The following is a 25,954-nucleotide window of genomic DNA, read 5'->3' as shown; positions in this document are numbered from 1 at the left end:
TGGCGGGAGCCAGGGCAGCTCCAGCCCGTTCCAGCGTCGTGCCCGTCCCCCGGGCGACGACGTCACCACCCGGTCGACCCCGTCCCCGGGCGTCCATCCCGAGAGGAACCGCAGATGCGGAGAAGTCTCGCCGGCGCGGTCATGTCCGCGCTGGCTGTCGCCACGGCCGTCGTGGCGATCCCGTTCACCGCCGCCGGTTCGGCCCCGGTCGCCGGTTCAGCCCTGGCCGCCGCGGAGGCGTACACCTGGCGGAACGTCCGAATCGACGGCGGCGGCTTCGTGTCCGGGATCGTCTTCAACCCCACCGAGAAGAACCTGATCTACGCCCGGACGGACATCGGCGGGGCGTACCGCTGGGAGCAGGCCAACCAGTCGTGGACGCCGCTGCTCGACTGGGTGGGTGCCGACCGGTGGGGTTACAACGGGGTCGTCAGCATCGCCACCGACCCCGTACAGACCAACCGGGTGTACGCGGCGGTCGGCATGTACACCAACGGCTGGGACCCGAACAACGGCGCGATCCTGCGCTCGGCCGACAAGGGTGCCACCTGGCAGGTCACCGAGTTGCCGTTCAAGAACGGCGGCAACATGCCGGGCCGGGGGATGGGGGAGCGGCTGGCCGTCGACCCCAACCGGAACAACATCGTCTACTACGGCGCCGAGGGCGGCAACGGGCTGTGGCGCAGCACCGACCACGGCGCGACCTGGGCCCGGGTCACCGCCTTCCCGAACGCCGGCAACTACCGGGCCGACCCCAGCGACCCGAACGGCTACAACGGGCAGAACCAGGGCCTGACCTGGGTCAGCTTCGACAAGAGCACGGGCACCGTCGGCTCCGCCACGCAGACCATCTACGTGGGCGTGGCGGACAAGGAGAACCCCGTCTACCGCAGCACCGACGGGGGCGTCAGCTGGACGCGCATCCCCGGCCAGCCCACCGGCTACCTGGCGCACAAGGGCGTCGTCGACCCGGTCGGCGGCCACCTCTACATCGCCACCAGCGACACCGGCGGCCCGTACGACGGCGGCAAGGGTGACGTCTGGAAGTTCACCCGGTCCACCGGGGTCTGGACGCGGATCAGCCCGGTGCCGTCCACCAGCGCGGACGCCTACTTCGGCTACAGCGGCCTGACCATCGACCGGCAGCACCCGAACACGCTGCTGGTGGCCACCCAGGTCTCCTGGTGGCCGGACGCGATCTTCTTCCGCAGCACCGACGGCGGGGCGACCTGGAGCCGGATCTGGGAGTTCAGCAACTACCCGGAGAAGACCCGTCGCTACACGATGGACGTCAGCTCGGTGCCCTGGTTGACCTTCGGCACGAACCCGGCCCCGCCGGAGGAGGCACCCAAGCTCGGCTGGATGAACGAGTCGATGGAGATCGACCCGCACGACTCCAACCGGATGATGTATGGCACCGGCGCCACCATCTACGGCACCACGGACCTCACCAGGTGGGACACCGGCGGCCAGTTCACGATCCGGCCGATGGCCCGTGGGCTGGAGGAGACCGCCGTGCTCGACCTGGTCAGCCCGCCCAGCGGCGCACCGCTGATCAGCGCGCTCGGCGACATCGGCGGATTCCGGCATACCGACCTGGACGCGGTCCCGTCGATGCTCTTCACCCAGCCGGTCTTCACGACCACCACCAGCCTCGACTACGCCGAGACCAGACCGGCCGTGCTGGTCCGGGCCGGCAACTTCACCGACGCCGACCGACCCGCCGACAGCCACGTCGCCTTCTCCACCGACGGCGGCGCCAACTGGTTCCAGGGCACCGAGCCGGCCGGGGTCAACGCCGGCGGCACGGTCGCCGCCGCGGCCGATGGCAGCCGGTTCGTCTGGGCGCCGGGCGACGCCGGCCAGCCGGTGGTCCACTCGGTCGGGTTCGGCACCTCGTGGACGCCGTCCGCCGGGATCCCGGCCAACGCGACGGTCGAGTCCGACCGGGTCGACCCGAACCGCTTCTACGGCTTCAGCGGCGGGCAGGTCTACCTGAGCACCGACGGCGGGGCGAGCTTCGCCGCCACGGCGGCGACCGGGCTGCCCACCTCCGACGTGCGGTTCAAGGCGCTGCCGGGCCGGGCGGGCGAGCTGTGGCTGGCCGGGCCGGGCGGGCTCTGGCGGTCCACCGACGCCGGTGCCAGCCTCACCAAGCTGGCTGGCGTCAGCGCCGCCGGCAACGTCGGCTTCGGCAAGGCGGCGCCCGGGCGGACGAACCCCGCCGTCTTCCTGTACGGCACGGTGGACGGTCAGCCCGGCGTGCACCGCTCCGACGACGGCGGCGCGAGTTGGGTACGGATCAACGACGACCGGCACCAGTACGGCAACCCGACCGAGGCGCTGACCGGGGATCCGCGCGTCTACGGCCGGGTCTACCTCGGCACCAACGGGCGCGGCATCCTGGTCGCCGACCGCAGCGGGGGCCCTGGGCCAACCCCGACACCGACCACTCCAACGCCGACCACTCCGCCACCGACCACTCCTCCGCCGACCACGCCGCCGCCCACCGGTGGATGCGCGGCGACGTACCGGGTGACCGGCTCGTGGTCGGGTGGTTTCCAGGCCGAGCTGGTGGTGCGCAATCCGGGCAGCGCGCCCATCGCCGGTTGGACGCTGGGCTGGACCTTCGCGGACGGCCAGCGGGTCACCCAACTCTGGGGCGGCACGTACACCCAGACCGGCGCGGTCGTCTCCGTCCGGGACAGTGGTTGGAACGGCGGGCTCGGTGCCGGGGCCAGCACCACTGCCGGCTTCCTCGGCTCGCGGACCGGCAGCAACACGCCACCGGCCACCATCACCTGCACGAGTCGCTGACCGGGTGGTCCGGGCGCGGTCGGCGGCGCCCGGATCACCCCCTGCACCGGTCCGCCGGGGCTGCCTGAGGGGTCCGGCACCCCGGCGGATCGGCCCCACCCCGGCCGGGGCTGGGAATGGAAATGGGCTCCGCTCGACCGGTGGTCGGTCGAGCGGAGCCCATGGCGTGCGTGGTGGGTCAGCCGTCCAGGCCGATGGGGGTGTTGGGGCGGTCGACGTCGACGAACTCGACGTCGTCCACCGCGCGGTCGTCCCGGCTGCCGGCGGCCCGGGCGGCGGAGCCGACGGCCCAGCCAACCGCCGCGCCGACCAGCGCCGCGCCGATCAGCAGCGTCCAGGGCAGTGCCGGCTGGCGGCCGGCGAGCGCGTCGAAGGCCAGCGAGGCCCGGCGCCGCGCCTCGTCGGCGGCGGAGCCCACCAGGTCACCCGCCTCGTCGGCCAGGCCGCTGCTGCTGCGACGGGCCGAGCGGGCGGTGTCCCGCACGCTGTCTCCCGCGGAGCTGACGGCGGAGACCAGGTGCTCCCACGCCTGGTCCGCGATCCGCTCCGGCTTGCTGCGGCGGTCCAGCAGGTTGGTTCCGAACATCGTGGTTACCTCCTCGGGTGCCGGAGCCGCCGGCCAGGTGGGACTTCGGCGTCTGTCCAGCGCATCACGGCTCGCTCACCCGGCAGTGCCCCGTGCCGGCTGGGCGCAAACCCGCCGGCACAGCTCACTGGCCGCCTCAGTGCAGCACCACCACGGCGACGCCTCGGGCGAAGTCATCGTCATCGTCGTCGTCATCATCGCCTCCGCCACCGAAACCGCAGGCCAGTACGAGGGCGAGCAGGACGCCGACGCCGGCCAGCCCAGCCAGTCTCTTGATCATCGATGATCCTCTCCGTCGCGACGGGTGTCCGGATCGATGCTAGGTGGCATCGGCAACCGTAGGGCGGATCCGAGTCGCATGGACGAGGCACGACACGCCGGTGTCACACGGGGCCGGCACGGCCGGCAGGCCGGTTGTCGGCTGTGTCGGGCCGGGACCGCTACCCTGGTCCGGCGACGCGTCGGCTCCGACCGGTCGTCGAGTGATCAGATAACGAAAAATTGTGGAGATGAGCGACTTCATGTGCTCGAATCCGCGAATTGCTCATCCCGAGGGGTGGCGACCGAGGCCGTCGGAGGAATACTCTCGGTCGCGGCCCGCGTACTGATGAGGCGCCCGGGGGACGGGCGGGTGGAGGTGCTCGTGAGCCTGTCGATCGTGAAGTCGGTTCTGTCCGGTGGTGTCGTGGAGATCGCCCCGCGGGGCGAGATCGACGTCGATACCGCGTACGAGGTGCGCGAGGCGATCGCCGAGGTGCTGGCCAAGGGTCGCCCTCTCCGCATCGAGCTGAACATGAGGCTGGTTACGTTCATCGACTCGGTCGGCATCAGCGCGATGGTCGCCGGCTTCCAGACCGCCGAGGTCAGCGGCGTCAAGCTGGTGGTCACCGAGCCGAGCCGGTTCGTGCACCGGCAGCTCTGGGTTACCGGCCTGCTCGGTCTCTTCGGCGCCCCGGAGCCCTACTTCGCTGGCGCCGCCACTCCCGAGGTGCTCCCCGGCGCGTGAGAGCGCCGCTCCCGGCGCCCGAGCTCCGGGGCATCGCCCGAGTCAGGGCTGTTCCTCCAGACCGGTCAGGTCGACGTCGGTCATCTCGGTGACCGCCCGGATGGCCGTCACCGAGGCGTACCCGGCGGCCAGCAGCGCCACATCCGTGCCGGGCTGTGCGGCCTGCCCCGGCTCCTCCAGCGAGGTGCGGACGAAGCCGTGCCCGGCTTCGGCCACCGTCATCTGCACCTGACCGAAACTGGCCAGCGTGCCCCGGCGCACCCCGCGCAGCCGCCCGTGCGGCAGGTCCGGGGTGTTGACGTTGAGCACGCTCTCCAGCGGCGCGGCGGTCAGCCGGGGGAGCAGGTCCAGGGCGACCCGCGCGGCGGTGCTCCAGTGCCGCTCGGCGTCGCGTACCAGGGCGGCTGCGTCCACGGCGGCACCACCGCTGGCGGCCGTCGCTTCGCCCGCGGAGAGCACGTCCAGCGAGACCGCCATCGCCCGGCAGCCGTTCGTGGCGGCGGTGAAGGCGGCACCCACCGTGCCGGAGTGCAGCACGGCGCGGCCGGCGTTGGCGCCCCGGTTGATGCCCGAGAGCACCACCGACGGCGGCGGGCCGAACGCGCCGTGCAGCGCGATCAGCGTGATGAAGCCTGGGGAGCCGCCGACCCCGTACGCGGGCACACCTGCCAGCTCCGGCAGCGGGTGGTCGTGCACCACCACCCGACCGTCCTGCTCCATGGCGCTCATCGCGGCGCTGGTGCCACTCGCCTCCTCCAGCGGCGCCGCCACCACCACGTCCAGGCCCCGCTGCGCAGCCGCCCAGGCCAGCGCCTGGATGCCCGGTGCGGCGATCCCGTCGTCGTTGGTGACCAGCACCCGCAGCGTCATCGCTCGACCGCCCGGTCGGCCAACTCGTCGGGGGTGGTCCGCTCCTGCTGACGGCTGTCCGCTGGAACCAGCCGCACCCGCTCCACCAGGCCCGTGATCGAGTCCAACCGCCCGGTGCCCAGGCCGTGCCGGGTCACGTTCAGCGCGCCAGCGGCAGCGCCGGTGCGGATGGCGGTCCGGATGTCTCCGCCGCCGGCCACCACGGCGGCCACCCCGGCGGTCATCGAGTCGCCCGCTCCACGCGGGTCGGCGGCCTCCAGCCGGGGCATCTCCACCTCGAACAGCTCCCCGTCGATGAGCGCCAGCGCCGGCTCGTCGGCCCGGCTCACCACCACCGTCTCGGCGCCGGAGGCGTGCAGGTCGTACATCACCCGGCTCAACTCCGTACGGTCCTCGTTGCGGGCGCGGCCGTCGCGGATCAGCTCCTCGTGGCTCACCTTGAGGAAGAACACCCCGCTGTCCAGCACCGCGCCGAGGTGATCGCCGGAGAGGTCGACCACCACCCGGCCGCCGTTGGCGCCGAGGTCGGCGGCGAAGCGCCGGTACAGGTCGGCCGGGACGAGCCACGGCTCGTTGGGGCCACTGAGCACGCTCACCGACGCCCGCAGGCCCTCGCCGAGGGCAAGGTTGTACAGCTCGTCGAGCTCGTGCCGGCTCAGGGGCTGCCCGGGCACGTCGACGATCTCCTGCCGGGACCCGTCCCGACGGTCGTGCACGTACCCACCGCTGCCGGAGTCGCGGACCACCACCTTGAGGTCCACCCCCTCGCTGACCAGCAGTGGCTCCAACACCTGGCCGATCTCGCCGCCGAGCGCGGCGCAGAGCACCACGTCGACCCCGAGCGACATCACCATGCGGGCCTGCCAGACGCCCTGCCCGCCGGGATGCAGGTGCAGCTCGGGATGGTCGCTCGGCTGGTCGACGGTCACCGTCAGCTGCGGCGTGGGCGCGAAGACCATCACGTGTCCGCTCACCGGTCGTAGCCGTTCATGATTTCCGCCCCTCGTCACGGCCGGTGATTACTCGCTAACCGACCCTAGTGCGACGGAAGCCCCGAACGGCATCGCATCGGCCGGTGTCCCTCCGGGCGTTGCCAGCCCGACCGGGGTACGGGACGATCGGGCGACCATCGACGGCAGGAGACGGTGTGCTCAGGAGCGATACCTTCAGCTACACCGTTCAGGCCCGCTCCTCAACCTCTGACGCGGCGGCGTTGCTCAGCGACCTGACCCGGCAGGGCGAGCTGCACCCGCTGATCGTCCGGGTCCGCAGGCTGCCACCACGGCACGGTGCCCGGGCCAGCTACGCGATCAGCGACCGACTGGTAGCCGGCCCGCTGCGCTTTCGCACCACCTACCAGGCAGACGTGCTGATCAGCGAGGACGACGAGATCGTCACGGTGGCCCGCCAGTGGCCGGCCACCACGGTGCACAACCACACCCGGCTGCGTGCCGAGCCGGACGGCCTGGTCCGGATCGATGTCGAGATCACCCTGACCGCACCAGCTCCGTTGTTTCGGTACGCGTTCCGCCAGGCCCGCGCGGCCCACCTGGCCCTGGCCACCCGCCTCGGCGCGGCCCTGGACCGCCTCGACAACCCCCCACCCCCCACCTGACCCAACGCCCGCGCTGCACGCTCACCCCGCGCCCCCGCTCACACCGCGTTCCGCGCCCGCGCCATGATCGCGCTCGATCCTGGATGTAGTGGCCTGTTTCGGTTCGGAGGCCACTACATCCTGGTTGTAGCGCGATCATGGGCGGCCTGGCCCGCGATGGTGGGCCATGCGCCGGGCCCGGCGCCCTGCCGATCACGGCCGGTCCGGCCGGCGGCGGTGGGCCGCGCGACCGGTCGTCGCCCCCACGGCTTGTACGTGGAGAGCACCGTCGCAATGATCATCAGGCTGGTCGACACCGCAGGTGCGATCACCAGGTCGGCGCGGTCCCGGGCGGGCAGGGCGACGCCCAGCGCACCGGCGTGCCGCAGGTTCGGGGTGAGCAGGAACAGCACCAGGCCGACCATCACCGTGGTGATCACCAGCTTGGTCAGGACCCAGCGGTAGCGCAGCAGGCCCCACGGGGTGAGCACTGCGCTGGCCACGCCGACCAGCCAGACCAGCACGCTCAGCGGAGCGAACAGCACGGTGCCGACCAACGCGGCGGCCGGGTAGACGACGGCCGGGTCGGCACCGCGCAGCGCCGCGACGCCGAGGGTGAGCAGCACCAGGTCGGTGCCGAGCCAGCCGAGCGACGTGACCAGGTGCAGGGTGAGCAGCGCCTTGCGAGCGCTGGGCGGTAGTCGACGCATACGAGCGATGCTGCCGCCGGACCCGGCCGGGGTCGTCCGACCGCCGGCGACATCCGGGGTACGCCCGCTGACGTACTCCGGCCGGCGCCCCGCTCAGCGGGGCGCCGGCCGGGTCGGGTCAGTACACCGACAGGTGTACGTGGTTGGTGTGGTCGCTGGACGGGTCGCCACCCGCCCCGCTGTACGACTTCCACCCGCTGCTGGGCAGCCAGATCTGCCGGTACCAGATCACGTACAGCACGGCGAGCCGGTCGGCGTTGCGGATGAAGTAGGCGGCCAGGTTGTTGCCGTACGTCTTGTCGCCGCCGGTGGCGTCCCCGCCGAAGCCGTTCGTCTGCGCGGCGAAGTCGCAGGCCCGGCCCTTCGGGTGTTCACCGGAGCCGCCGGAGCGGTGGCAGGACACGTACCGGGTGAAGCCGGCGGCCTTGGCCTGGTTGAGCGCGTGCAGGGTGCGCGGGGTGATGCAGCCGGTGGCCGGGGTGGGGTCGTTGACGCTGCACGACTCGGACGGCCAGGAGCCGTCGGAGTTGCGCGGCGCGGCCTGGGCGTTGGCGGCGGAGGTGCCCCGGTTGGAGCCGCTGTCGGCCGTGGTCTGGTTGGTGGTAGCCACTTTCAGGGCCCGTTCGGCCTGGTCCTTGCGCTTGGCCATCACGGTGACCTGCTTGCGCTGTTCGCGGATCTCGCCGTCCAGGGCCACCCGGGTGCGGTTGGCCTCGTCCTTGGTGGCGAGCAGTTCGCGCAGCACCCGGTCCTCGTTGGCGGCGACCGCGTCCAGCGCGGCGGCCCGGTCCATGAAGCCCTCCGGGGTGTTGCTGTTGAGCAACGCCGACATCGTGCCGAGCCGGCCGGTGCGGTAGGCCACCCCGGCGATCTCGCCGACCTTGCCGCTGCGTTCGGTCAGCTCGGTCTCGGTGGTCTTCAGTTGGGTGGTGAGCTGCTGCTGCCGCTGGACGGAGGTGTCCAGGGCGCGCTTCGCGTCCAGGTAGCCCTTGCTGGCCGCCTCCAGTTGGGCCCGCAGCGCCGGGGTGCCACCCTCCTCGTCGCCGTCGGGTGCTGCGGCGGCCCGCAGGGCGGTCTGGGGAGCGGCCGAGGCGGCGCCGGCCGGGAGTGCGACGCCGAGGGCGAGCATCGCGACGATCAGGGCCGCCAGTCGGGCGGCGGGCGGTCGTGCTGGTGCCACTACGCATGTCCTTCCGTCAGCCGCCGACCGGGTTAGCTGACGGGTTCGGGACGGAAGATCCCTACCGCTGACGCGGATGCACCCCAGGAACATGGTTCCCCGGTTCGCCCGCTCGGGCGATTAGGCGGCGGCCGCCACCGGCGCCGTTAGGGCGCCGCCGGGTGGAGGCCGGGACCGAGCCTACCGGGGCCGGTGGGACTGATGCAGCCGATGTGACGGACGGTGCGTGCGTCGTCACGATAAATTCGGGCGAAGTTGAGGAAAGCTCCAGAAAAAGGCGTTACCACCGGATCGAACCGCAGGCCCCGGGGGCGGCGCCGGGCTCGATCTGCAACGTCGCGTGCTCGATCCGGAAATCCTCATGCAGGGCGGTACGCGCCGCGGTGAGCACCGCGCCGACCTCCGCGTCGGGCGCCATCGTCAGGTGTGCGGAGGCCACCTCCATGCCCGAGGTGAGCGTCCAGACGTGCAGGTCGTGCACCTCGACCACGCCGGGCACCGCGGCCAGCCGGTCGTGTACGGCGGTCACCTGGAGGTGTTCCGGGGCGGCCTGCACCAGGATGCGGACCGCGGCCCGCCCCAGCCGCCAGGTGCGCGGCAGGATGAACACGCCGATGGCGACCGCGACGAGCGGGTCGGCCCACCACCAGTCCGTGACCTGGATGAGCAGCGCCGCGCCGATCACGCCGAGCGAGCCGAGCAGGTCGCCGAGCACCTCCAAGTAGGCGCCCTGGAGGTTGATGCTCTCCCGGGCACCTGAGCGGAGCAGGGCGAAGGCGGCCAGGTTGGCGAGCAGGCCGAGCGTGGCCACCGCGAGCATCGGGCCGGCCAGCACCTCGTGCGGGTCGCCGAACCGGCCGATCGCCTCGATCACCACGTAGACCGCCACGCCGGAGAGCAGCACGGCGTTGGCCAGTGCGGCGAGCACCTCGAGCCGGTAGAGCCCGAAGGTGCGCTGCGGGTCGCCCGTGGTCCGCTGGGTGGCGGTGATCGCGGCGAGCGCCATCCCGATGCCGAGCACGTCGGTGAACATGTGCCCGGCGTCGGAGAGCAGGGCCAGTGAGCCGGTGTGGAAGGCGGCCACCGCTTCGACCACCATCAGGGCGGCGAGCAGCCCGAACGCCGTCCAGAGTCGGCCCCGGTGCTGGTGCGCGGCGTTGGCGACCGACGCATGGTGGTGGTCATGACCTGCGCCCACGAAACCACCCTCCGCCGTCGGTCCGGATTTGGTCAAATGTATGCGCACATCGCTATGTATGCAAGTGTAAGGCCGACGGTCGCCCGGTGGGGGCTACCGCCGCAGGTCAGCCGATCGGGTCGATGGTGGTGAGCCGCTGAGTGGCCCGGGAGAGCGCGACGTAGAGGGTGCGCACGCCCGCGCCCGGATCCGCCCGGATCTCGCTCGGGGCGACCAGCACCACCCCGTCGTACTCCATGCCCTTGGCCTCCAGGCTGGTCACCACCTGCAGCCGCGGCGCGCCGAGCACGCCGAGCCAACCGGCGACCTCGTCGCGGCGGGGGACCGGCGTGATCACCCCGACCGTGCCCTCGACCTCGGCCAGCAGGCCGGTGGCCGCCTCCACGATCGCGGTCTCCAGCGCGGTGGGGGGCACCACCAGCTCGACCGGATCGACCCCGGTGGAGCGGACGGCTGTCGGCAGCAGCAGGTCGGGGTAGAGCCGGCGGATCTCCGCCGCTGCCACCGCGAAGATCTCCGACGAGTTGCGGTAGTTGGTGGTCAGCGTGAAATCGTGCCGCTTGCGCCGGCCCAACGCGTGGTCACGGGCCCGGTCCAGCTCCTCCGGGTCGCCGGTCCACGCGGTCTGCGCCGGATCGCCCACCACGGTCCAGGAGGCCAACCGGCCGCGCCGGCCGATCATGCGCCACTGCATCGGCGAGACATCCTGTGCCTCGTCCACCACCACGTGCGCGTACTCCCGATAGTCCGCCGGACGCTCCCGGGCCGACGCCCGGGCGGCCCGCTGCCGGTCGGCGAAGGTGCTCAGCTCGCGAACCCCGCCAGCGAGCTGGAACGGGTCGCGCCGCGCCCGGGCCGGCTGTGCCGGCTTGCCGAGCAACGCGTCCAACTCGTCCAGCAGCGCCACGTCGGCGATGGTCAGCCCGGCGTCGTCCAGGCTCTGGTACGCGGCGCTGAGCAGCCGGATCTCCGCCGTGGAGAGGATCCCGCCGGCGTACCGGTGGAGCCGGTCCGGCCGGGCCAGCCAGCCGAGTACGTGCCGGGGGTGCAGCCGCGGCCACCACGCCTTGAGGAACTCCCGGAACTCCGGCCGCTCGGCGATCTCCGCCTCGAACGCCGGCTGCTCCGGCAGTCGGAGGTTCATCCGCCGGGCCTGCGCCCAGAGCGCGGCGAAGACCCCGTCGAAACCGGCCCGGCGTACCTCGTTGCGCCGGGCGCCCCGGTGCAGCACGCGGTCCCGGATCCCGTCCAGCTCGGCCCGGTCCAGCCGCAGCAGTCCGCCCCGGTAGAGCAGCCGCAGCTCGCCCGGACCGCCCGGCACCGCGTCCCGGACCGCCCGCTCCAGCACCCGGCGCATCCGCAACGAGCCCTTCACCGAGGCCACCTCGGGCGGGTCGGTGCGGGTGGCGGTCATCCCCGGGAAGAGGGTGCCCAGCGAGTGCAGGGTCGCGGTGTCCTCACCGAGCGAGGGCAGCACCGAGGCGATGTACTCGACGAAGACCGAGGACGGGCCGACCACCAGGATGCCGCCGCCGGCGTACCGGCTGCGGTCGGAGTAGAGCAGGTACGCGGCCCGGTGCAGGGCCACCGCCGTCTTGCCGGTGCCTGGGCCGCCGGCGACGATCGTCACCCCGGAGCTGGGCGAACGGATCGCCTCGTCCTGCTCCTGCTGGATGGTCGCCACGATGTCGCGCATGCCCCGGCCGGTGGCCCGGGACAGGGTGGCCAGCAGCGCGCCGTCGCCCACCACCGTCATCCCCTCCGGGGCGGCGGTCGGGTCCAGCAGGTCGTCCTCGATCCGGGTGACCCGCTCGTTGCGGGACTGGATCGTGCGGCGGCGCACCACGCCCTGCGGCTGGGCCGGGGTGGCCTGGTAGAAGGCGGCGGCGGCCGGCGCCCGCCAGTCGACGACCAGCGTGGTGGCGTCCTCGTCGCGGATGCCGAGCCGCCCGACGTGCAGCACCTGTCGGTCCCGCAGGTCCAGCCGGCCGAAGACCAGCCCCTCGTGCTCGGCGTCCAGGGTGTGCCGCCGCTGCGCGGCGTGGAAGACCATCGCGTCGCGCTCGACCAGCGCGCCGAACGTGCCCACCCGGGCCATCCGGTAGCCGTCCCGCTCGGCGCGGACCGCCGATTGCCGTAACTCGGCCAGTCGGGCGTACACCCGGTCGAGGTGCCGTTGCTCGACGGCGATCTCCTGCTCCAGGGTGGTCTGGTCGGTCAACGCACGCTCCTTCGATGTCGCCGGCAAGCGGCGCGAACCGCGCGGGCCAACCGCAGAAGGGTACGGCCCTCGGCCAGGCCCGCCGCGCCCGAGGTGCGGGAACGTGGTCAGGCACCCGCCCCGATGACGCTCGCGTCGCTCGCGGGTGGCGACGGCTCGGCGAGCACCTGGCGCAGGACGCCGGTCAGCGCTGCGTTCACCTCGTCCGGACGTTCCATCATCAGCATGTGCCCGGCACCCGGGCAGACGGTCAACTCGGTGGCCGGCAGGACCTCGGCGATCGACTCGGCGCACGGCGGTGGGGTCAGCCGGTCCCGGTCGCCGACCAGGGCGGCCGCCGGCAGGTGGGCGAGCGCGGCGAGGGTGTCCAGCCGGTGCTGGGTGCCGATCGAGGCGCGGAACCCGCCGATCGAGCGCAGCGAGGCGCGGGCCACCGCCGAGGTCACCAACCGGATGTCGGCCGGCTCGCAGCGGTCGCCGAAGAGCATCCACCGGATGCTCGGTTGCAGAGCGCGTAGCAGCGCCCGGGGCGGTCGCCACGAGCCGCACCGGGCCAGCACTCCGGCGCCGGTCGTCTCGGCCAGCCGGATCAGCCGGGCGATCCGCGGCGAGAGCCCGTAGACGGTGTGCGTGTGCCCCTCGGCGGTGGTCGAGACAAAGACCAGGCCGGCGGTGCGGGCCGCGAAGTGCGCGGGGTGGCGGTGTGCGTACTCCATGATCGTCATGCCGCCCATCGAGTGCCCGACCAGGACGACCCGCCCGACCGGCGCCACCGCGTCGATCACCGCGGCCAGGTCGTCGCCGAGCTGGGCAAGGGTGGCCGTGGGCAGCGCCATGCAGCTGGACCGGCCGTGCCCCCGCGCGTCATAGGTGATCACCCGCACCGCGCCGCCGGCCGGCTCGGTGAGCGCGTCGACCTGGCGGTGCCAGCTGCGCCCGTCCAGTGTCCAACCGTGCAGCAGAATGGCGGTGACCTGGGCATCCGTCGGCCCCGTCGCCTCGACGTGGAGCCGCACCTCATCAGGCAGACCGACCTCGAACCGCTCCGGCATCGCCACCTCCCCAGGGCCGTCCGGTACCACGAGCACCGGGATACCCGGCGGTAACACCGGCTACCCGCCATCGCACCACGTCAATCGCGTCCGTGTGAACATTCCCGACCGCGCCCGTGGCAGCCCGGCTCGGGCCAAGCTGGACGGCATGGGGTCGTCGGGGGCAACGCCCGGCCCGCCGCTGGGCGGACCTTCCGCACAGGGGCGACAGGCCGGGGGTACGCCCCGCGCCGCGCTGGCCGAGCTGCTCGCCGGTAATCGGCGGTTCGTCAGCGGCCAGCCGGTGCACGGTCACGACGTGACAGCCGCCGCGGCTGCCGCATCCGGCGACCAGCAGCCGTACGCCGTGGTGCTCGGCTGCATCGACTCGCGGGTGCCACTGGAGGCGATCTTCGACCAGACCTTCGGTGCGATCTGCGTGATCCGCACCGGCGGGCACGTGCTCGACCGCGCGGTGTGCGGCTCGATCGAGTACGTGGTCGGCCAGCTCGGCGTACCGCTGGTGATGGTGCTCGGCCACGAACGGTGCGGCGCGGTGGAGGCCGCGGTGGACGCGCTGCGCAGCGGGGTGCGTCCCGGTGGCTCACTCGCGCACCTGGTGGACGAGATCGCCCCGGCGGTGACCGAGGCGGGGCTGAACGATCCGGCGGTGCATCCGCTGGCGATCCGCCGGCACGTCCGGCGCACGGTACAGACCCTGCGCGCCGACGACCTGCTGGTGGGGCCGGTCGCCGCCGGCCAGGTCGCCGTGGTCGGCGGGCTCTACGACCTGGCCACCGGTGAGGTCGCCCTGCTGGACCCGGCCTGAACCCCGGTCAGCTCGGCGGGGCCGGACGCGAAACCGCCCGCCGGGAACTCCCGGCGGGCGGTTTCCGATGATGCGGTGGGGGAGGGCTCAGCCCTCGAAGACGCCGGCCGCGACCAGGCGCTTCTCGGTCGCCTCCCAGCCGTCACCCGGGTGGGTCTCGGCCAGGTTGTTGATCTCCGCCCGGATCTTGGCGGCGTGGCCGGCGGCGGCCAGCACACGGATCTCCTCGACGAAAGCGTCGGAGTCGGTGCGCAGGTGCGCGGTCTTGCCGTTGGTCAGGTTCCGCACGTAGGCGTGCTTGCCGCCGTTGAGCGGGATGAGGTACTTGAACTCGCCCAGCACGCTGAGGGCGCCACCCTGGCCAGCCTGGCCGGCCCGGACGGACGCGCGCGCGGTCTTAGAGGTGTTGCTCGCCACGGAGGTACTCCTTGCAAGACGTACGGGAGGACTGGACGTCCGGGGGCTGTGTGCGGGGCGACACTGGGTCGGCCCGCGAAGGTGAAACGCGGCAGAAGCCGCCGATGGAACTGTACATGACCACGACATCATGCTGGTCGTCGCGGTGTCCTGAGGGGTAACGGAGACCACCCGTCCGGCTATTCCGACCGGCGATTTTTCCGATTCCCTGGCGCAACATCCGTCACACAAGTCATCATGTGTTGCAGCAACCACCTGGGTGGACGAGGTCGTAGGGGAAGACGCACCTCGCTCTCCGGGAGGTCACCGTGCCAACGCGTGGCGTCGTATACGTCCACTCGACCCCGCTCGCCGTGTGCTCGCACGTCGAGTGGGCGATCGCGCGCGTCCTAGCCGCGCCGGTCAACCTGCAGTGGACGGCTCAGCCCGTCGACCCCGGCGTACGCCGGGCGGAATGCGGGTGGACCGGTCGTCCGGGGACGGGCGCCGAGCTGGCTGCTGCCCTTCGGCAGTGGCCCATGATCCGTTTCGAGGTGACCGAGGAACCGAGTCCCGGCGCCGACGGCGAGCGCTTTATGTACGTGCCGGCACGCGGCCTGTTCCGGGCCACCGTCGGTGCGGCCGGCGACATCCAGCTCGGCGAGGACCGGCTGCGGGCACTGATGACCGGCGCCCGCGCCCCGGAGGCGCTGGCGCACGCCCTCGACAAGGCGCTCGGCACCGCGTGGGACGCTGACCTGGAGCCCTACCGGTACGCCGGCGACGGCGCCCCGGTGACCTTGCTCACCCGGGTCGGCTGACCCGGCAGCCCCCGACCCGGCCACCTGCCCGCACGTCGTCGGGGCGGTGACGCGGGGCGGCTGGCCAGTAAGGTCAAGTTGCCCCGATAAGGGTGAACTGGTGGGATGGGCGACGTGTCGATTCGCCCGCGCCGCGCAAGCGTCGCCGTCGCCGCCCTGACCGCCCTTCTCGTCTCCGGCTGCTCGGGTTCGCCGGACCGTCCCGCCCCGACGCCCGGCCCGGGCGGTACGTCCGCCGGCCCGAGCGCTCCCGGCGCGACACCGACCGGTGACCCGGCCGACCCGGCCGTGCGGGCCGCCGCGCTGGTCGCCACGCTGCCCGACGAGGATCTGGTCGGCCAGGTGCTGATGCCGTACGCCTACGGCGACTCGGCGACGAAGGTCTCACCCGGCTCGGCGGCCGGCAACCGGGCGCTGGCCGGGGTCGACACCCCAGCCGAGATGATCGCCAAGTACCGGCTGGGCGGGCTGATCCTGGTCGGGTTCAGCGCCGACGACCCGACCAAGGGCAACCAGGAGACCAGCAACGTCGACAACCCGAAGCAGGTGCACGAGCTGACCGGCGGGCTGCGCGCCGCCGCCGGCCGGCTCGCCGCCGGCCCGGCGCCCTTCCTGATCGGCACCGACCAGGAGTACGGCGTTGTCACCCGGGTCACCGACGGGGTCACCGTGCTGCCCAGCGCCCTCGCGGCCGGGGCGGCCGGCAACCCGGCGCTCACCGAGGCCGCGTGGCGGGCCGCCGGCACCGAGCTGGCCGCCATGGGGATCAACGTCGACTTCGCTCCGGTGGCCGACGTGCTGGCCACCCGCAGCGCGGTGATCGGCTCCCGGTCGTACGGCGCGGACCCGAAGCAGGCCGCCGCACAGGTCGGGGGCGCAGTCCGTGGCCTGCAGGCGGCCGGGGTCGCGGCCACCTTGAAGCACTTCCCGGGACACGGCCACAGCGCCGACGACTCGCACCAGGACCTGCCGGTGCTCAGCCAGTCCGCGGCTGCGCTGCAGAGCGGCGCGTGGCCGCCGTTCACCGCCGGGATCGACGCCGGGGCGATGGCGGTGATGTCCGGCCACCTGGACGCGCGGGCCATCGACCCGGGCACCCCGGCGACCTTCTCGCACAAGCTGCTCACCGACGTGCTGCGTGGTCAGCTCGGCTTCAAGGGTGTGGTGATCACCGACGGCATGAACATGCCGCCGGCGAAGCGCTGGGCACCCGGCGAGGCCGCCGTCCGGGCGCTGAACGCCGGCAACGACCTGATCCTGATGACCCCGAACGTCGGTCAGGCGTACGACGGGCTGCTCGCCGCGCTGCGCGGCGGGTCGCTGGCCCGGCCCCGGCTGGTCGAGGCGGTCACCCGGGTGCTGACCATGAAGTTCCGGCTGGCGGCGCTCCCGCCCGCGCAGATGTCCACGCTCAACGCCCCGGCGCACCGCGCGGCGGCGGACGCGCTGGCCGCTGGCGCAGTCACCGTGCTAAAGGGCGCCTGCGGTGGCGCGGTGCGCGGACCGGTCACCGTCACCTCGTCCGGCGGCCGGGACGGCACCCGGGCCGCGCTCACCGCCGCGCTGACCGCCGCCGGGGTGCAGGTCAAGCCCAGCGGCGGCACGGTGGTGCACCTGGTCGGCTACGGCGACGGCACCGGCGACCTGCGCGCCGACGCCGCGGTCACCGTGGCCATGGACACCCCGTACGTCCTGGCCACGGCGGCGTCGCCGACACTGCTGGCCACGTACTCCTCCAGCCGGGCGTCGATGACCGCGCTGGCCGCCGTGCTGGCCGGCAAGGCCCGCCCCGGCGGCCGGTCCCCGGTGGCCGTACCCGGGCTGCCCGCCACCACCTGCGCGGCCTGACCTGACCCGAGCCCGTCGGAGCCGGCCGCGGCCGACCTGGGCCGGGTCCGTCGGAGCCGGCCGCGGCTCAGGGCGGGGAAATGGCCTCGCGCCGAACGGCACCGGCCTGGGAGCCTCGGTGCCATGGCAACGGCACAGGGCTTCCGATACGACCAGCGTCCCGACGGCACGGTGGTGATCACGCACCACGGGCGGGTGGCCACCACGCTGCGCGGCGGCCGGGCGGCGGAGTTCCTCGCCGAGGTGGACGACGACCCGCAGCTGGTGATGGCCCGCTGGACCGGCAACTACCGCCGGGGCAACGAGCGCACCGCCAAACAGCACCCCCGCAACCGGGCCTGAACGTCAGAAAGGGCCCCTTCACAAGAAGGGGCCCTTTCGCACACCGCTACAGCGGGATGTTGCCGTGCGCACCGCGGGCGGCCGGAGCGGCGGCCAGCGCCTCGGCGATCCGCCGGCGGGTCTCCGCCGGCTTGATCACGTCGTCCACCACGCCGATCTCCAGCGCCCGGTTGACCCCGCCCGCCGTGCGGGTCTGCTCCTCGATCAGCTGCGCGCGCAGCGTCTCCCGCTCCTCCGCCGGAGCGGCCGCCAGCTTCTTGCGGTACAGGATGTTGACCGCCGCGCTGGCACCCATCACCGCGACCTCCGCGTTCGGCCAGGCGAAGACCGCGGTGGCACCCAGCGAGCGGGAGTTCATCGCGATGTACGCGCCGCCGTACGCCTTGCGGGTCACCAGGGTCACCCGCGGCACCACCGCCTCGGCGAACGCGTGCAGCAGCTTCGCACCGCGCCGGACCACGCCGTCCCACTCCTGGCCGAGGCCGGGCAGGTAGCCGGGCACGTCGACCAGCACGATCAGCGGCACGCCCAGCGCATCGCACATCCGCACGAACCGGGCCGCCTTCTCCGCGCTGGACGCGTCCAGGCAACCACCCAGGCGCAGCGGGTTGTTGGCGATCACGCCGACCGTCCGGCCGCCGAACCGGCCCAGCGTCGTCACCACGTTCGGCGCCCACTTGGCGTGCAGCTCCACACCAGGGGCGTCGAGCAGCGCCTTGACCACCGGCTTGACGTCGTACGCCCGGTTGGTCTCGGCCGGCATCTTGGCCGCCAGGTCGTGCCCGTCGGCGTCGGTGGCCGGCACGTCGTCGGGGGAGAGCCGGCCCTGGTGGCCGAGCAGCGCGGCGAGCTTGCGCGACTCGGTCATCGCCGCCTCGTCGTCGGCGCAGGTCACGTGCACCACCCCGGAGCGCCGGCCGTGCGGCTCGGGGCCGCCCAGGCGCTCCATGTCGACCTGCTCGCCGGTGACGCTGCGGACCACCTCGGGCCCGGTCACGAAGATCCGCCCGGCGCCGCTCATCACCACGATGTCGGTCAGCGCCGGCCCGTACGCCGCACCACCCGCCGCCGGCCCGAGCACCACGGAGATCTGCGGCACCCGGCCCGACGCGCGGACCATGGCCGCGAAGACCTGCCCCACCGCGTCGAGCGCGACCACGCCCTCGGCCAGCCGCGCACCACCGGAGTGCCAGAGGCCCAGCACCGGCACCCGCTCCCGGACGGCGGTGTCGATCGCGTCGACGACGTGCCGGCACCCGTCGGTGCCCATCGCGCCGCCCATCCGGGTGGCGTCGGTGGCGTACGCGATGGCCGGCGTGCCCTCGATCTCACCTCGCGCCCAGAGCACCCCGGAACTGTCCCGGGATGCCAGCAGGCGCAGCGAGCCGGCGTCGAACAGGGCCCGGAGCCGGACTTCGGGATCCCGGTAGTCCACGATGGATGTGTCCGCACCGACGGCGGTGGTGGTCACGTCAGCCTCCAAGGCTGTGGGTTTCAGGCCCGCGTGAAGACGAGAGCCACGTTGTGGCCGCCGAAGCCGAACGCGTTGTTCAACGCGGCGGGGATCTCCATGTGGCGCGCCTTCTGGGCGGCCACCTCCAGGGTGAGGCCATCCTCCGGGTCGTCGAGGTTGATCGTCGGAGGAACGACACCGTCGCGGATGGCGAGGATCGTGGCGATCGACTCCAGCGCGCCGGCCGCACCGAGCAGGTGACCGGTCATCGACTTGGTCGCGGCAAGCACCGGGTGATCGCCGAGCGCCTTGTGCAGCGCACCGATCTCCAGCATGTCGCCGACCGGGGTCGAGGTGGCGTGCGCGTTGACGTGCACGATGTCCCGCTTGGCCACGTCCGCGTCCGCGATCGCCTTCGCGATGGCCCGGACGGCGCCCTCGCCCTCGGCGTGCGGCTGCACGATGTCGTACGCGTCGGAGGTGATCCCCGCACCGGCGAGGCGCGCGTACACCCGGGCGCCCCGGGCGGCGGCGTGCTCGGCCCGCTCCAGCACCACGATGCCGGCGCCCTCGCCGAGGACGAAGCCATCGCGGCCCTTGTCCCACGGGCGGGAGGCCCGCTCCGGGTCGTCGTTGCGGGTCGACATGGCCCGCATCGAGCTGAACCCGGCGATCGGCAGCGGGTGGATGACCGCCTCGGTGCCGCCGGCCACCACCACGTCGGCCCGGCCGGCGCGGATGATGTCCAGGCCGAGCGCGATGGCCTCGGCGCCGGTGGCGCAGGCGCTGGCCACCGAGTGCACGCCGGCCTTGGCGCCCAGTTCCAGCCCGACCCAGGCGGCCGGACCGTTCGGCATCAGCATCGGGATGGTGTGCGGGGAGACCCGCCGCGGCCCGGATGCCTCCAGGATGTCGTCCTGGGCGAGCAGGGTGGTGGCGCCGCCGATGCCGGAACCGACGCTGACGGCCAGCCGCTCCCCGTCGAGGCCGGAGTCGGCCAGGCCGGCATCCGCCCAGGCCTGCTGCGCGGCGATGATGGCGATCGCCTCCGAGCGGTCCAGCCGGCGCAGCCGGACCCGGTCCAGCACCTCGGACGGATCCACGGCCAGCTGGGCGGCGATCCGGACCGGCAGTTGCGCGGCCCACTCCTGGGTGAGGGCACTCACCCCGGAGCGGCCGGCGAGCATTGCGTCCCAGGTCGACGCGACGTCCCCGCCGAGCGGGGTCGTCGCGCCGAGCCCGGTGACGACGACGTCAGGACGACTCATGATCAGGACTGCGCCTCGATGTAGCTGACCGCGTCTCCGACGGTCTTGAGGTTCTGCACCTCGTTGTCCGGGATCTTGACGCCGAACTTCTCCTCGGCCGCCACCACGACCTCCACCATGGAGAGCGAGTCGACATCGAGGTCGTCGGTGAAGGACTTCCCCTCGGCCACGTCGTCCGGGTTCACCCCGGCAACCTCTTCGAGGATCTCGGCGAGGCCGGTGGTGATCTCGTCACGGGTCATTGCGGTTGGTTCCTTTCATCGGGGGTTCTCCAGCGGCCGGCGTCGCCAGCCGCCACTCCTCGGCGCGTACGCGCCGGAGGGGGTCTTCAGGGGCAGCGGACGACCTGACCGGCGTAGGTCAGGCCACCGCCGAAGCCGAACAGCAGCACCGGTGCGCCCGAGGGCACCTCCCGCCGCTCGACCAGCTTGGACAGGGCCAGCGGCACGCTCGCCGCCGAGGTGTTGCCGGACTCGACGATGTCCTTCGCGATGATCGCGTTGGGAATGTTGAGCCGCTTGGCGATGCCGTCGATGATCCGGCCGTTGGCCTGGTGCGGCACGAACGCGGCCAGCTCCGACGGGTCGACCCCGGCCCGCTCGCACGCCTGCAGGGCCAGCGGCGCCAGCGCGGTGGTGGCCCAGCGGAACACGGCCTGCCCCTCCTGCTGGATGTACGGCCGCCAGCCCTCGATGCGGACCGCGTCGCTCTTCTCCGGCACCGAACCCCAGATCACCGGACCGATCCCGGCCGGCTCGTCGTCGGCGGTCGCAGTGACCACCGCCGCGCCGGCGCCGTCAGCGAAGATGATGCAGGTGGATCGGTCGGTCCAGTCGGTGAAGTCGGAGAGCTTCTCGGCGCCGATGACGATCGCGTTGCGCGATGCCCCGGCCCGGATGGCGTGGTCGACGGTGCCCAGCGCGTAGCCGAAGCCCGAGCAGGCGGTGTTGACGTCGTACGCGCCCGGCGCGGTGATGCCCAGCTTGGCGGCGACCCGGCAGGCCACGTTGGGGCTGCGGTCGACCGAGGAGCAGGTGGCGACCACGACGAGGTCGATGTCGGCGGCGGTCAGGCCGGAGTTGGCCAGCGCCTTGCCGGCGGCGGCGGTGGCCATGTCGGCCACCGTCTCACTGTCGGCGATCCGCCGGGTGACGATGCCGACCCGGTCCCGGATCCACTCGTCGTTGGTGTCCACGAGTTGGGCGATCTCGTCGTTGGTCACCACCCGGGAGGGCTGGTAGTGCCCCATCGAGACGATGCGACTGCCAGTCATGAGTGTCCTCCGATGCGGGCGAGCGGTTGGCCCGGCGCGACCGGGTCGTCGTGGTGGGCGAGCCATTCGGTGAGGACGCCGCCCTGGTGCGCGGCCACCTCGACCGGCCCCTGGCGGGTGCCGACGTGCCCGATGACCTGGCCGACGCGGATCGTCTCACCCTCGGTCAGGTCATCGGCCGGGGCGAAGGTGCCGGCCGACGGTGCCACCACCACGCGGAACTGCATGGTGGGCTCGTGGCTGGGCGCCATGCCGTGCCGGGCGATCAGGTCGCGCGCGGCCGGCAGGTCGTCCGGGGTGTTCAGGGTGACGATCTCCGGGGCGCCGTCGCCCTTCAGCTCTCGCTTGACCAGCCCGGCGAGCGTGCCGGCCGGGGGCAGCTCGATCACGCCGGTCACCCCGAGGTCGGCCAGCGTGCGCATGCACAGATCCCAGCGCACCGGGGCGGTGACCTGGCGGACCAGGCGCTGCACCATGTCCCGGCCGTGGTTGACGGCAGCGCCGTCAAGGTTCGACAGCAGGATCCGGGCCGGGTCGGCCGGGGTGATCCCGGCGGCGACGGCGGCCAGCGCGGTCTCGGCCGGGGCCATGTACGGGGTGTGGAACGCGCCGGCCACCTGAAGCCGGATGATCCGGGTCTTCGCCGGCGGATCGGCGGCGAGCTTGTCCAGCCCGTCCAGCGCACCGGCGGCGACGATCTGCCCGGCGCCGTTGCGGTTGGCCGGGTGCAGCCCGTTTGCGGCGATCGCGGCGAGCACCTCGTCCGGGTCGCCGCCGAGGACGGCCGCCATCCCGGTCGGTTCGAGTGCGCACGCGGCAGCCATCTCCCGGCCGCGCACGCCGGCGAGGGTGATCGCGGCCTCGGCCGGCAGCACTCCGGCCAGCGCGGCGGCGCCCAGCTCGCCGACGCTGTGCCCGGCGGTGAGCGTCACGTCGTACAGCGGGAGGTGCTCGGCGGCGAGGAGGGCCGCGGCGACCAGCAGTGGCTGGGTGCGGGCGGTGTCCTTGATCTCGTCGGCGTCGGCGGCGGTGCCGAGGTGCAGCAGGTCGACCCCGGCCAACGCTGACCACCAGCGCAGGCGCGCCTCGGTGCCGGTCAGGTCGAGCCAGGGGGTCAGGAAGCCGGGTTTCTGAGAACCCTGGCCGGGACTAAGTACGGCGAGCACGCCTATGACTCTCCTGGATACGCGTGGGTAACGCTGTGCCGGCCCCGACCAAACCGCACTAGGACCTTTGGAGGGTTCCTACAAAGATCGGCGGTGGTCGTCGCCGGTTTGGGCGGATTTCCGGACGGCCGGGGTCAATGTCTGGGTCGGGACGGGCGAGGTTACCGAGACCACCGGATCCAGCCGGCCGACGGTCAGCGCCACCTGGAGGGTGAACGCGTCCCGGGGAGCCAGCGGCGAGAAGCTGGTCACGTCGGCGATCCGGCGCAGCCGGTACCGCACCGTGTTCGGGTGCACGAACAGCGCACGGGCGGCGCTCTCCAACGTGCCACCGGCAGCCAGGAACGCGTCCAGGGTCTCCAGCAGCTCGCCACCGGCGCGCACCAGCGTCGCGTACACGTCGTGCCGCAACCGGCGGCGGGCCTCAGCGTCGCCGGCGAGCGCCCGCTCCGGCAACAGCTCCGCGGCCAGCACGGGCCGGGGAGCGGTCGGCCACGCCGGCGCCGCCCGGAAGCCGGACAGCGCGGCCCGCGCCGACTCCGTGGCCTCGTCCAAACTGGGTACGGCCGGACCGACCACCACGGGGCCGTCGCCGAACGCGCTCAGCAGCTTGCCGGTGGCGGCCAGCGGGTCCGCCGCGCCGCCCAGCACGATCACCAGCCGGTCGCCGTGCACCCCGCCGATCACCTCCACGCCGATCCGGCGGGCCAGCCGGTAGACCACGTGCAGCACGGCGGAGACATCGCCACCGGGGGAGCGGCCCACCGCCACCGCGACCGGCGGCGCGTCCGCCCAACCCAGTGCGGCGGCCCGGCTGGCCAGCACGTCCGGCGAGTCACCGCGCAGCAGCGCGTCGACCAGCAGCGCCTGCAACCGGGCGTCCCACGCGCCGCGTGACTCGGCCGCCCGCGCGTACACCCGGGCCGCGGCGAACGCGATCTCCCGGGAGAAGCGCAGCACCGCCTCGCGCAGTTGGTGCTCCTCGCCCTCGGCGGCCAGGTGTGACACCTGCTCCTCGACCACGTCGATGGTCACCTTGATCAGCGCCACGGTCTGCTGAAGGGTGATCGAACGGGCCAGCGCCTGCGGGGCGGCGGCGAACACCTCGTCGGAGACCTCCTGGGTGCTGTCCGCCGTGCCGCCGCCCTCGCGCAGCCACTGCACCAGCGACTGAGCGCCGGCCTGGGCCACCAACATCACCCAGGAGCGCTGGTCGGCCGGCAGGGCGCGGAACCAGGGCAGCGTCTCGTCCATGCGGGCGACGCTGGCAGTGGCCAGCGACCCCGCTGCCCGCTCGATCCGGCGCAGCGTGGCCGTCAGCTCCCCACCGCCCGGCGTACTCCCCACACCACCAGCCTGGCACGTCCTGACCTGGATCTTCACGCCGGGCTGGCTGGTCCGGGCTCAGGATGGCGGGGCAGGGGCGGGCAGGCCCAGCTCCTGGGCCAGGATCGCGGCCTGCACCCGGCTGCGCAGATCCAGCTTCGCCAGGATCCGGCTCACGTGTGTCTTGGTGGTGCTCTCCGCCATCACGAGCCGGTCGGCGATCTGCTGGTTGGACAGGCCCAGGCCGAGGCAGGCCAGCACGTCGCGTTCGCGCGGGGTGAGCGTTTCCAGCGCCGCCCGGGTGGCCGCCGACGCGCCCGGCGCGGTGGCCGCGAAGGCCGCGATCAACCGGCGGGTCACCGCGGGGGCGATGAACCCGTCACCGCGCGCCACCGTCCGCACCGCCGCGACGAGCCCCGGGGCGTCGGTGTCCTTGAGTAGGAAACCGGCCGCGCCAGCGCGCAGCGCGCCGAAGACGTACTCGTCCAGGTCGAAGGTGGTGAGCACCAGCACGTCGGCGAGCTCCTCGGCCACGATCGCCCGGGTGGCGGAGATCCCGTCCCGGAGCGGCATCTGGATGTCGAGCACCGCCACGTCGGGGCGCAGCTCCCGGCACAGCCGGACCGCCTCGTCGCCGTCGCCCGCCTCGCCGACCACCTCGACGCCCGGCGCGCCGGCCAGGATCAGCCTCAGCCCGGCCCGTACCGCCGGCTGGTCGTCCGCCAGCACCACCCGTACCGATGGCTCCGCAGCGCCGACGCCTGCCGGTTCCCGGGCCGACGCGGTCATCCGTCCTCCCGGGTGGGCAGCGCCGCCCGGACCTGCCAGCGGCCGTCGTGCGGTCCGGCGCTGAACCGGCCCGCCAGCAGCGTGGCGCGCTCCCGCATGCCGATCAGCCCGGCCCCGGCGCCGGGCAGCCCGGCCCCGCCCCGGCGGACCGGGTTCTCCACCGTCAGCACCACCTCCGCCGGCCGGTACGCGATGGTCAGCTCCGCCTCGCCCGCGCCGTGCTTGAGCGCGTTGGTCAGCGACTCCTGCACGATCCGGTACGCCGCGAGATCCACCCCCACCGGCAGCGGGCCTGGCGTGCCGTCAGTGCGGACCCGCACCGCGAGGCCGGCGGCCCGGATCCGCTCGACCAGCCGGTCCGCCTCGGCGAGCCGCGCGGTGACCGCCTCCGGCAGCGCGCCGCCGTCGGCCCCCGGCGCCCGGCCGCCGCCGGAGCCCGGCTCCCGCAGCAGCTCGATCATCTGCCGCATCTCCGCCAGGCCCTGCACGCTGCTCTCCCGGATCACCCGCAACGCCGACTCGACCTGGCCGCGGTCCAACCCCTTCACCGACAGCACGGCGGTGGCGTGGATGGCAACCGCGCTGAGGTGGTTGGCGACCAGGTCGTGCAGCTCCCGGGCCATCCGGGCCCGCTCGGCGCTGACCGCCTGCCAGCGGTCCAACTCGACCAGGCGGGCGGTCTGCTCGGCCCGGGCCCGCTCGGCGGCGGCCTGGTCGCGGTACTGCCGCACGCTGACCCCGGTCAGCACCGGCAGCAGGCCGGCGAGCACCACCGGCACCCCGACGGCGACCCCACGCCACTGGTCGAAGATGAGCACGCCGACCACCGCGCCGACCAGACTCAGCCCGATGGTCACCCGCAGCAGCCACCGCCACAGCCGTGGCGGGCCGTACACGCAGGCGTCGTAGAGCACCTGGGTGTAGATCAGGATCGTCCCCAGCGAGCCGCCGAGCGCGATGTCCGCGACCAGCGCCCCGGTGCCGACGGCCAGGCTGGTGCGCGGGGCGACGCGGCGCAGGCCCACGGCCACGCACATCGCCAGCAGCGGCGGCAGGTACAGCGCGGGCGGCACCTCCGGGTGCGGACGGATCTGCGGTTGCCAACCGAGGGCCCACAGCACCAGGCCGCCGGCCAGCGACGCGCCGGCCAGGGTGAGGTCCCGGCCGCGGGTGCCGGAGCCGAGCCACGGTGGCGGTCGCATGCCCCCGATCCCACCACAGCCGCCGACC

25 protein-coding genes and 1 riboswitch are annotated in these 25,954 nt (G+C 73.4%); of the genes, 7 read left to right on the top strand and 18 right to left on the bottom strand.

Annotated features, from left to right (window positions below; genetic code table 11):
• Nucleotides 1–114 precede the first annotated feature (114 nt).
• Nucleotides 115–2,817 carry a cellulose binding domain-containing protein gene (locus ACFY29_RS08365; protein ID WP_386984307.1) on the top strand — a complete coding sequence of 901 codons (2,703 nt, stop codon included), beginning with the start codon at nucleotides 115–117 and terminating at the stop codon, nucleotides 2,815–2,817.
• A 178-nt stretch (nucleotides 2,818–2,995) separates the two neighbouring features.
• On the opposite strand, the gene ACFY29_RS08360 is transcribed toward ACFY29_RS08365, so the two are convergent.
• Both ACFY29_RS08360 and ACFY29_RS08355 read right to left on the bottom strand, forming a co-directional pair.
• Nucleotides 2,996–3,403 carry a hypothetical protein gene (locus ACFY29_RS08360; protein WP_328419103.1) on the bottom strand — a complete coding sequence of 136 codons (408 nt, stop codon included), beginning with the start codon at nucleotides 3,401–3,403 and terminating at the stop codon, nucleotides 2,996–2,998.
• 136 nt (nucleotides 3,404–3,539) lie between these two features.
• A complete protein-coding gene (locus ACFY29_RS08355) occupies nucleotides 3,540–3,683 on the bottom strand; it encodes a hypothetical protein (RefSeq protein WP_328419101.1) in 144 nt (47 codons plus the stop codon).
• Nucleotides 3,684–4,046: 363 nt separating this feature from the next.
• Here ACFY29_RS08355 and ACFY29_RS08350 point away from each other — a divergent pair, with 363 nt between their 5' ends.
• Nucleotides 4,047–4,409 carry an STAS domain-containing protein gene (locus ACFY29_RS08350; RefSeq protein ID WP_130403378.1) on the top strand — a complete coding sequence of 121 codons (363 nt, stop codon included), beginning with the start codon at nucleotides 4,047–4,049 and terminating at the stop codon, nucleotides 4,407–4,409.
• Between the two features lie 42 nt (nucleotides 4,410–4,451).
• Here ACFY29_RS08350 and surE read toward each other — a convergent pair whose 3' ends face one another.
• Nucleotides 4,452–5,279 (bottom strand): 5'/3'-nucleotidase SurE, encoded by an 828-nt coding sequence (gene surE, locus ACFY29_RS08345; RefSeq protein WP_386984304.1) that lies wholly within the window; start codon nucleotides 5,277–5,279, stop codon nucleotides 4,452–4,454.
• Nucleotides 5,276–6,253 (bottom strand): PfkB family carbohydrate kinase, encoded by a 978-nt coding sequence (locus ACFY29_RS08340; RefSeq protein WP_355609472.1) that lies wholly within the window; start codon nucleotides 6,251–6,253, stop codon nucleotides 5,276–5,278. The genes surE and ACFY29_RS08340 overlap by 4 nt, the downstream gene beginning before the upstream one ends.
• Before the next feature lie 173 nt (nucleotides 6,254–6,426).
• On the opposite strand from ACFY29_RS08340, the gene ACFY29_RS08335 reads away from it, so the two are divergent.
• Nucleotides 6,427–6,894: an SRPBCC family protein gene (locus ACFY29_RS08335; RefSeq protein ID WP_386984301.1), complete on the top strand. Its 468-nt coding sequence runs from the start codon at nucleotides 6,427–6,429 to the stop codon at nucleotides 6,892–6,894.
• 113 nt (nucleotides 6,895–7,007) lie between these two features.
• Here ACFY29_RS08335 and ACFY29_RS08330 read toward each other — a convergent pair whose 3' ends face one another.
• From ACFY29_RS08330 to ACFY29_RS08310, 5 genes are all read right to left on the bottom strand, one after another.
• The gene (locus ACFY29_RS08330) at nucleotides 7,008–7,583 is read right to left on the bottom strand and encodes a hypothetical protein (protein ID WP_386984299.1); all 576 of its coding nucleotides are present in this window, start codon (nucleotides 7,581–7,583) and stop codon (nucleotides 7,008–7,010) included.
• Nucleotides 7,584–7,701: 118 nt separating this feature from the next.
• A complete protein-coding gene (locus tag ACFY29_RS08325) occupies nucleotides 7,702–8,763 on the bottom strand; it encodes a coiled-coil domain-containing protein (RefSeq protein ID WP_386984297.1) in 1,062 nt (353 codons plus the stop codon).
• A gap of 5 nt (nucleotides 8,764–8,768) precedes the next feature.
• Nucleotides 8,769–8,900: riboswitch (cyclic di-AMP (ydaO/yuaA leader) on the bottom strand.
• Nucleotides 8,901–9,043: 143 nt separating this feature from the next.
• Nucleotides 9,044–9,961 carry a cation diffusion facilitator family transporter gene (locus ACFY29_RS08320; protein WP_328419090.1) on the bottom strand — a complete coding sequence of 306 codons (918 nt, stop codon included), beginning with the start codon at nucleotides 9,959–9,961 and terminating at the stop codon, nucleotides 9,044–9,046.
• 106 nt (nucleotides 9,962–10,067) lie between these two features.
• Nucleotides 10,068–12,182, bottom strand: a complete 2,115-nt coding sequence (locus tag ACFY29_RS08315) for a HelD family protein (RefSeq protein WP_386984295.1) — start codon at nucleotides 12,180–12,182, stop codon at nucleotides 10,068–10,070.
• Between the two features lie 107 nt (nucleotides 12,183–12,289).
• A complete protein-coding gene (locus tag ACFY29_RS08310) occupies nucleotides 12,290–13,234 on the bottom strand; it encodes an alpha/beta fold hydrolase (protein WP_386984293.1) in 945 nt (314 codons plus the stop codon).
• 94 nt (nucleotides 13,235–13,328) lie between these two features.
• Between ACFY29_RS08310 and ACFY29_RS08305 the strand changes: the two genes are divergently transcribed.
• A complete protein-coding gene (locus ACFY29_RS08305) occupies nucleotides 13,329–14,042 on the top strand; it encodes a carbonic anhydrase (RefSeq protein ID WP_328419086.1) in 714 nt (237 codons plus the stop codon).
• Nucleotides 14,043–14,129: 87 nt separating this feature from the next.
• On the opposite strand, the gene ACFY29_RS08300 is transcribed toward ACFY29_RS08305, so the two are convergent.
• A complete protein-coding gene (locus ACFY29_RS08300) occupies nucleotides 14,130–14,459 on the bottom strand; it encodes a hypothetical protein (RefSeq protein ID WP_328419085.1) in 330 nt (109 codons plus the stop codon).
• 308 nt (nucleotides 14,460–14,767) lie between these two features.
• Here ACFY29_RS08300 and ACFY29_RS08295 point away from each other — a divergent pair, with 308 nt between their 5' ends.
• The 3 genes from ACFY29_RS08295 (at nucleotide 14,768) to ACFY29_RS08285 (ending at nucleotide 17,449) form a co-directional block, all read left to right on the top strand.
• Entirely contained in the window at nucleotides 14,768–15,259 is a 492-nt protein-coding gene (locus ACFY29_RS08295) for a DUF3145 domain-containing protein (RefSeq protein WP_328419084.1), read from the top strand.
• Nucleotides 15,260–15,364: 105 nt separating this feature from the next.
• Nucleotides 15,365–17,107, top strand: coding sequence for a glycoside hydrolase family 3 protein (locus tag ACFY29_RS08290; RefSeq protein ID WP_386984290.1), 1,743 nt, complete (start codon nucleotides 15,365–15,367; stop codon nucleotides 17,105–17,107).
• 123 nt (nucleotides 17,108–17,230) lie between these two features.
• Nucleotides 17,231–17,449 carry a hypothetical protein gene (locus ACFY29_RS08285; protein WP_386984288.1) on the top strand — a complete coding sequence of 73 codons (219 nt, stop codon included), beginning with the start codon at nucleotides 17,231–17,233 and terminating at the stop codon, nucleotides 17,447–17,449.
• 46 nt (nucleotides 17,450–17,495) lie between these two features.
• Here ACFY29_RS08285 and ACFY29_RS08280 read toward each other — a convergent pair whose 3' ends face one another.
• The 8 genes from ACFY29_RS08280 to ACFY29_RS08245 form a co-directional block, all read right to left on the bottom strand.
• Nucleotides 17,496–18,920: an acyl-CoA carboxylase subunit beta gene (locus ACFY29_RS08280; protein ID WP_386984287.1), complete on the bottom strand. Its 1,425-nt coding sequence runs from the start codon at nucleotides 18,918–18,920 to the stop codon at nucleotides 17,496–17,498.
• Between the two features lie 23 nt (nucleotides 18,921–18,943).
• Nucleotides 18,944–20,170, bottom strand: coding sequence for a beta-ketoacyl-ACP synthase II (fabF, locus tag ACFY29_RS08275; RefSeq protein WP_355613380.1), 1,227 nt, complete (start codon nucleotides 20,168–20,170; stop codon nucleotides 18,944–18,946).
• A gap of 2 nt (nucleotides 20,171–20,172) precedes the next feature.
• Nucleotides 20,173–20,412 (bottom strand): acyl carrier protein, encoded by a 240-nt coding sequence (locus tag ACFY29_RS08270; RefSeq protein ID WP_053653162.1) that lies wholly within the window; start codon nucleotides 20,410–20,412, stop codon nucleotides 20,173–20,175.
• Nucleotides 20,413–20,498: 86 nt separating this feature from the next.
• Nucleotides 20,499–21,443 carry a beta-ketoacyl-ACP synthase III gene (locus ACFY29_RS08265; RefSeq protein ID WP_328419078.1) on the bottom strand — a complete coding sequence of 315 codons (945 nt, stop codon included), beginning with the start codon at nucleotides 21,441–21,443 and terminating at the stop codon, nucleotides 20,499–20,501.
• Nucleotides 21,440–22,609, bottom strand: a complete 1,170-nt coding sequence (locus tag ACFY29_RS08260; protein ID WP_386984283.1) for an acyltransferase domain-containing protein — start codon at nucleotides 22,607–22,609, stop codon at nucleotides 21,440–21,442. Before ACFY29_RS08260 ends, ACFY29_RS08265 begins: the two co-directional genes overlap by 4 nt.
• Before the next feature lie 78 nt (nucleotides 22,610–22,687).
• The gene (locus ACFY29_RS08255; RefSeq protein ID WP_386984281.1) at nucleotides 22,688–23,992 is read right to left on the bottom strand and encodes a PucR family transcriptional regulator; all 1,305 of its coding nucleotides are present in this window, start codon (nucleotides 23,990–23,992) and stop codon (nucleotides 22,688–22,690) included.
• A gap of 21 nt (nucleotides 23,993–24,013) precedes the next feature.
• Nucleotides 24,014–24,724, bottom strand: coding sequence for a response regulator (locus ACFY29_RS08250; RefSeq protein ID WP_386984279.1), 711 nt, complete (start codon nucleotides 24,722–24,724; stop codon nucleotides 24,014–24,016).
• Nucleotides 24,721–25,926, bottom strand: coding sequence for a sensor histidine kinase (locus ACFY29_RS08245; protein ID WP_386984278.1), 1,206 nt, complete (start codon nucleotides 25,924–25,926; stop codon nucleotides 24,721–24,723). Before ACFY29_RS08245 ends, ACFY29_RS08250 begins: the two co-directional genes overlap by 4 nt.
• Nucleotides 25,927–25,954 lie beyond the last annotated feature (28 nt).

Origin of the sequence: Micromonospora sp. NPDC000668 (genome assembly GCF_042897975.1) — a bacterium.
In the GTDB taxonomy this organism is placed as follows: Bacteria; Actinomycetota; Actinomycetes; order Mycobacteriales; family Micromonosporaceae; genus Micromonospora.
Note: the sequence above shows the minus strand (reverse complement) of the source record. Positions and strands in the feature narration are given on the sequence as shown.

Bases quoted from the DNA above. Each gene is read 5' to 3' on its own strand.
- ACFY29_RS08245 (WP_386984278.1), bottom strand. From the start codon at position 25,926: ATGCGACCGCCACCGTGGCTCGGCTCCGGCACCCGCGGCCGGGACCTC.
- ACFY29_RS08355 (WP_328419101.1), bottom strand. From the start codon at position 3,683: ATGATCAAGAGACTGGCTGGGCTGGCCGGCGTCGGCGTCCTGCTCGCC.
- surE (WP_386984304.1), bottom strand. From the start codon at position 5,279: ATGACGCTGCGGGTGCTGGTCACCAACGACGACGGGATCGCCGCACCG.
- ACFY29_RS08330 (WP_386984299.1), bottom strand. From the start codon at position 7,583: ATGCGTCGACTACCGCCCAGCGCTCGCAAGGCGCTGCTCACCCTGCAC.
- ACFY29_RS08285 (WP_386984288.1), top strand. From the start codon at position 17,231: ATGGCAACGGCACAGGGCTTCCGATACGACCAGCGTCCCGACGGCACG.
- fabF (WP_355613380.1), bottom strand. From the start codon at position 20,170: ATGAGTCGTCCTGACGTCGTCGTCACCGGGCTCGGCGCGACGACCCCG.
- ACFY29_RS08360 (WP_328419103.1), bottom strand. From the start codon at position 3,403: ATGTTCGGAACCAACCTGCTGGACCGCCGCAGCAAGCCGGAGCGGATC.
- ACFY29_RS08290 (WP_386984290.1), top strand. From the start codon at position 15,365: ATGGGCGACGTGTCGATTCGCCCGCGCCGCGCAAGCGTCGCCGTCGCC.
- ACFY29_RS08270 (WP_053653162.1), bottom strand. From the start codon at position 20,412: ATGACCCGTGACGAGATCACCACCGGCCTCGCCGAGATCCTCGAAGAG.
- ACFY29_RS08310 (WP_386984293.1), bottom strand. From the start codon at position 13,234: ATGCCGGAGCGGTTCGAGGTCGGTCTGCCTGATGAGGTGCGGCTCCAC.
- ACFY29_RS08365 (WP_386984307.1), top strand. From the start codon at position 115: ATGCGGAGAAGTCTCGCCGGCGCGGTCATGTCCGCGCTGGCTGTCGCC.
- ACFY29_RS08250 (WP_386984279.1), bottom strand. From the start codon at position 24,724: ATGACCGCGTCGGCCCGGGAACCGGCAGGCGTCGGCGCTGCGGAGCCA.
- ACFY29_RS08265 (WP_328419078.1), bottom strand. From the start codon at position 21,443: ATGACTGGCAGTCGCATCGTCTCGATGGGGCACTACCAGCCCTCCCGG.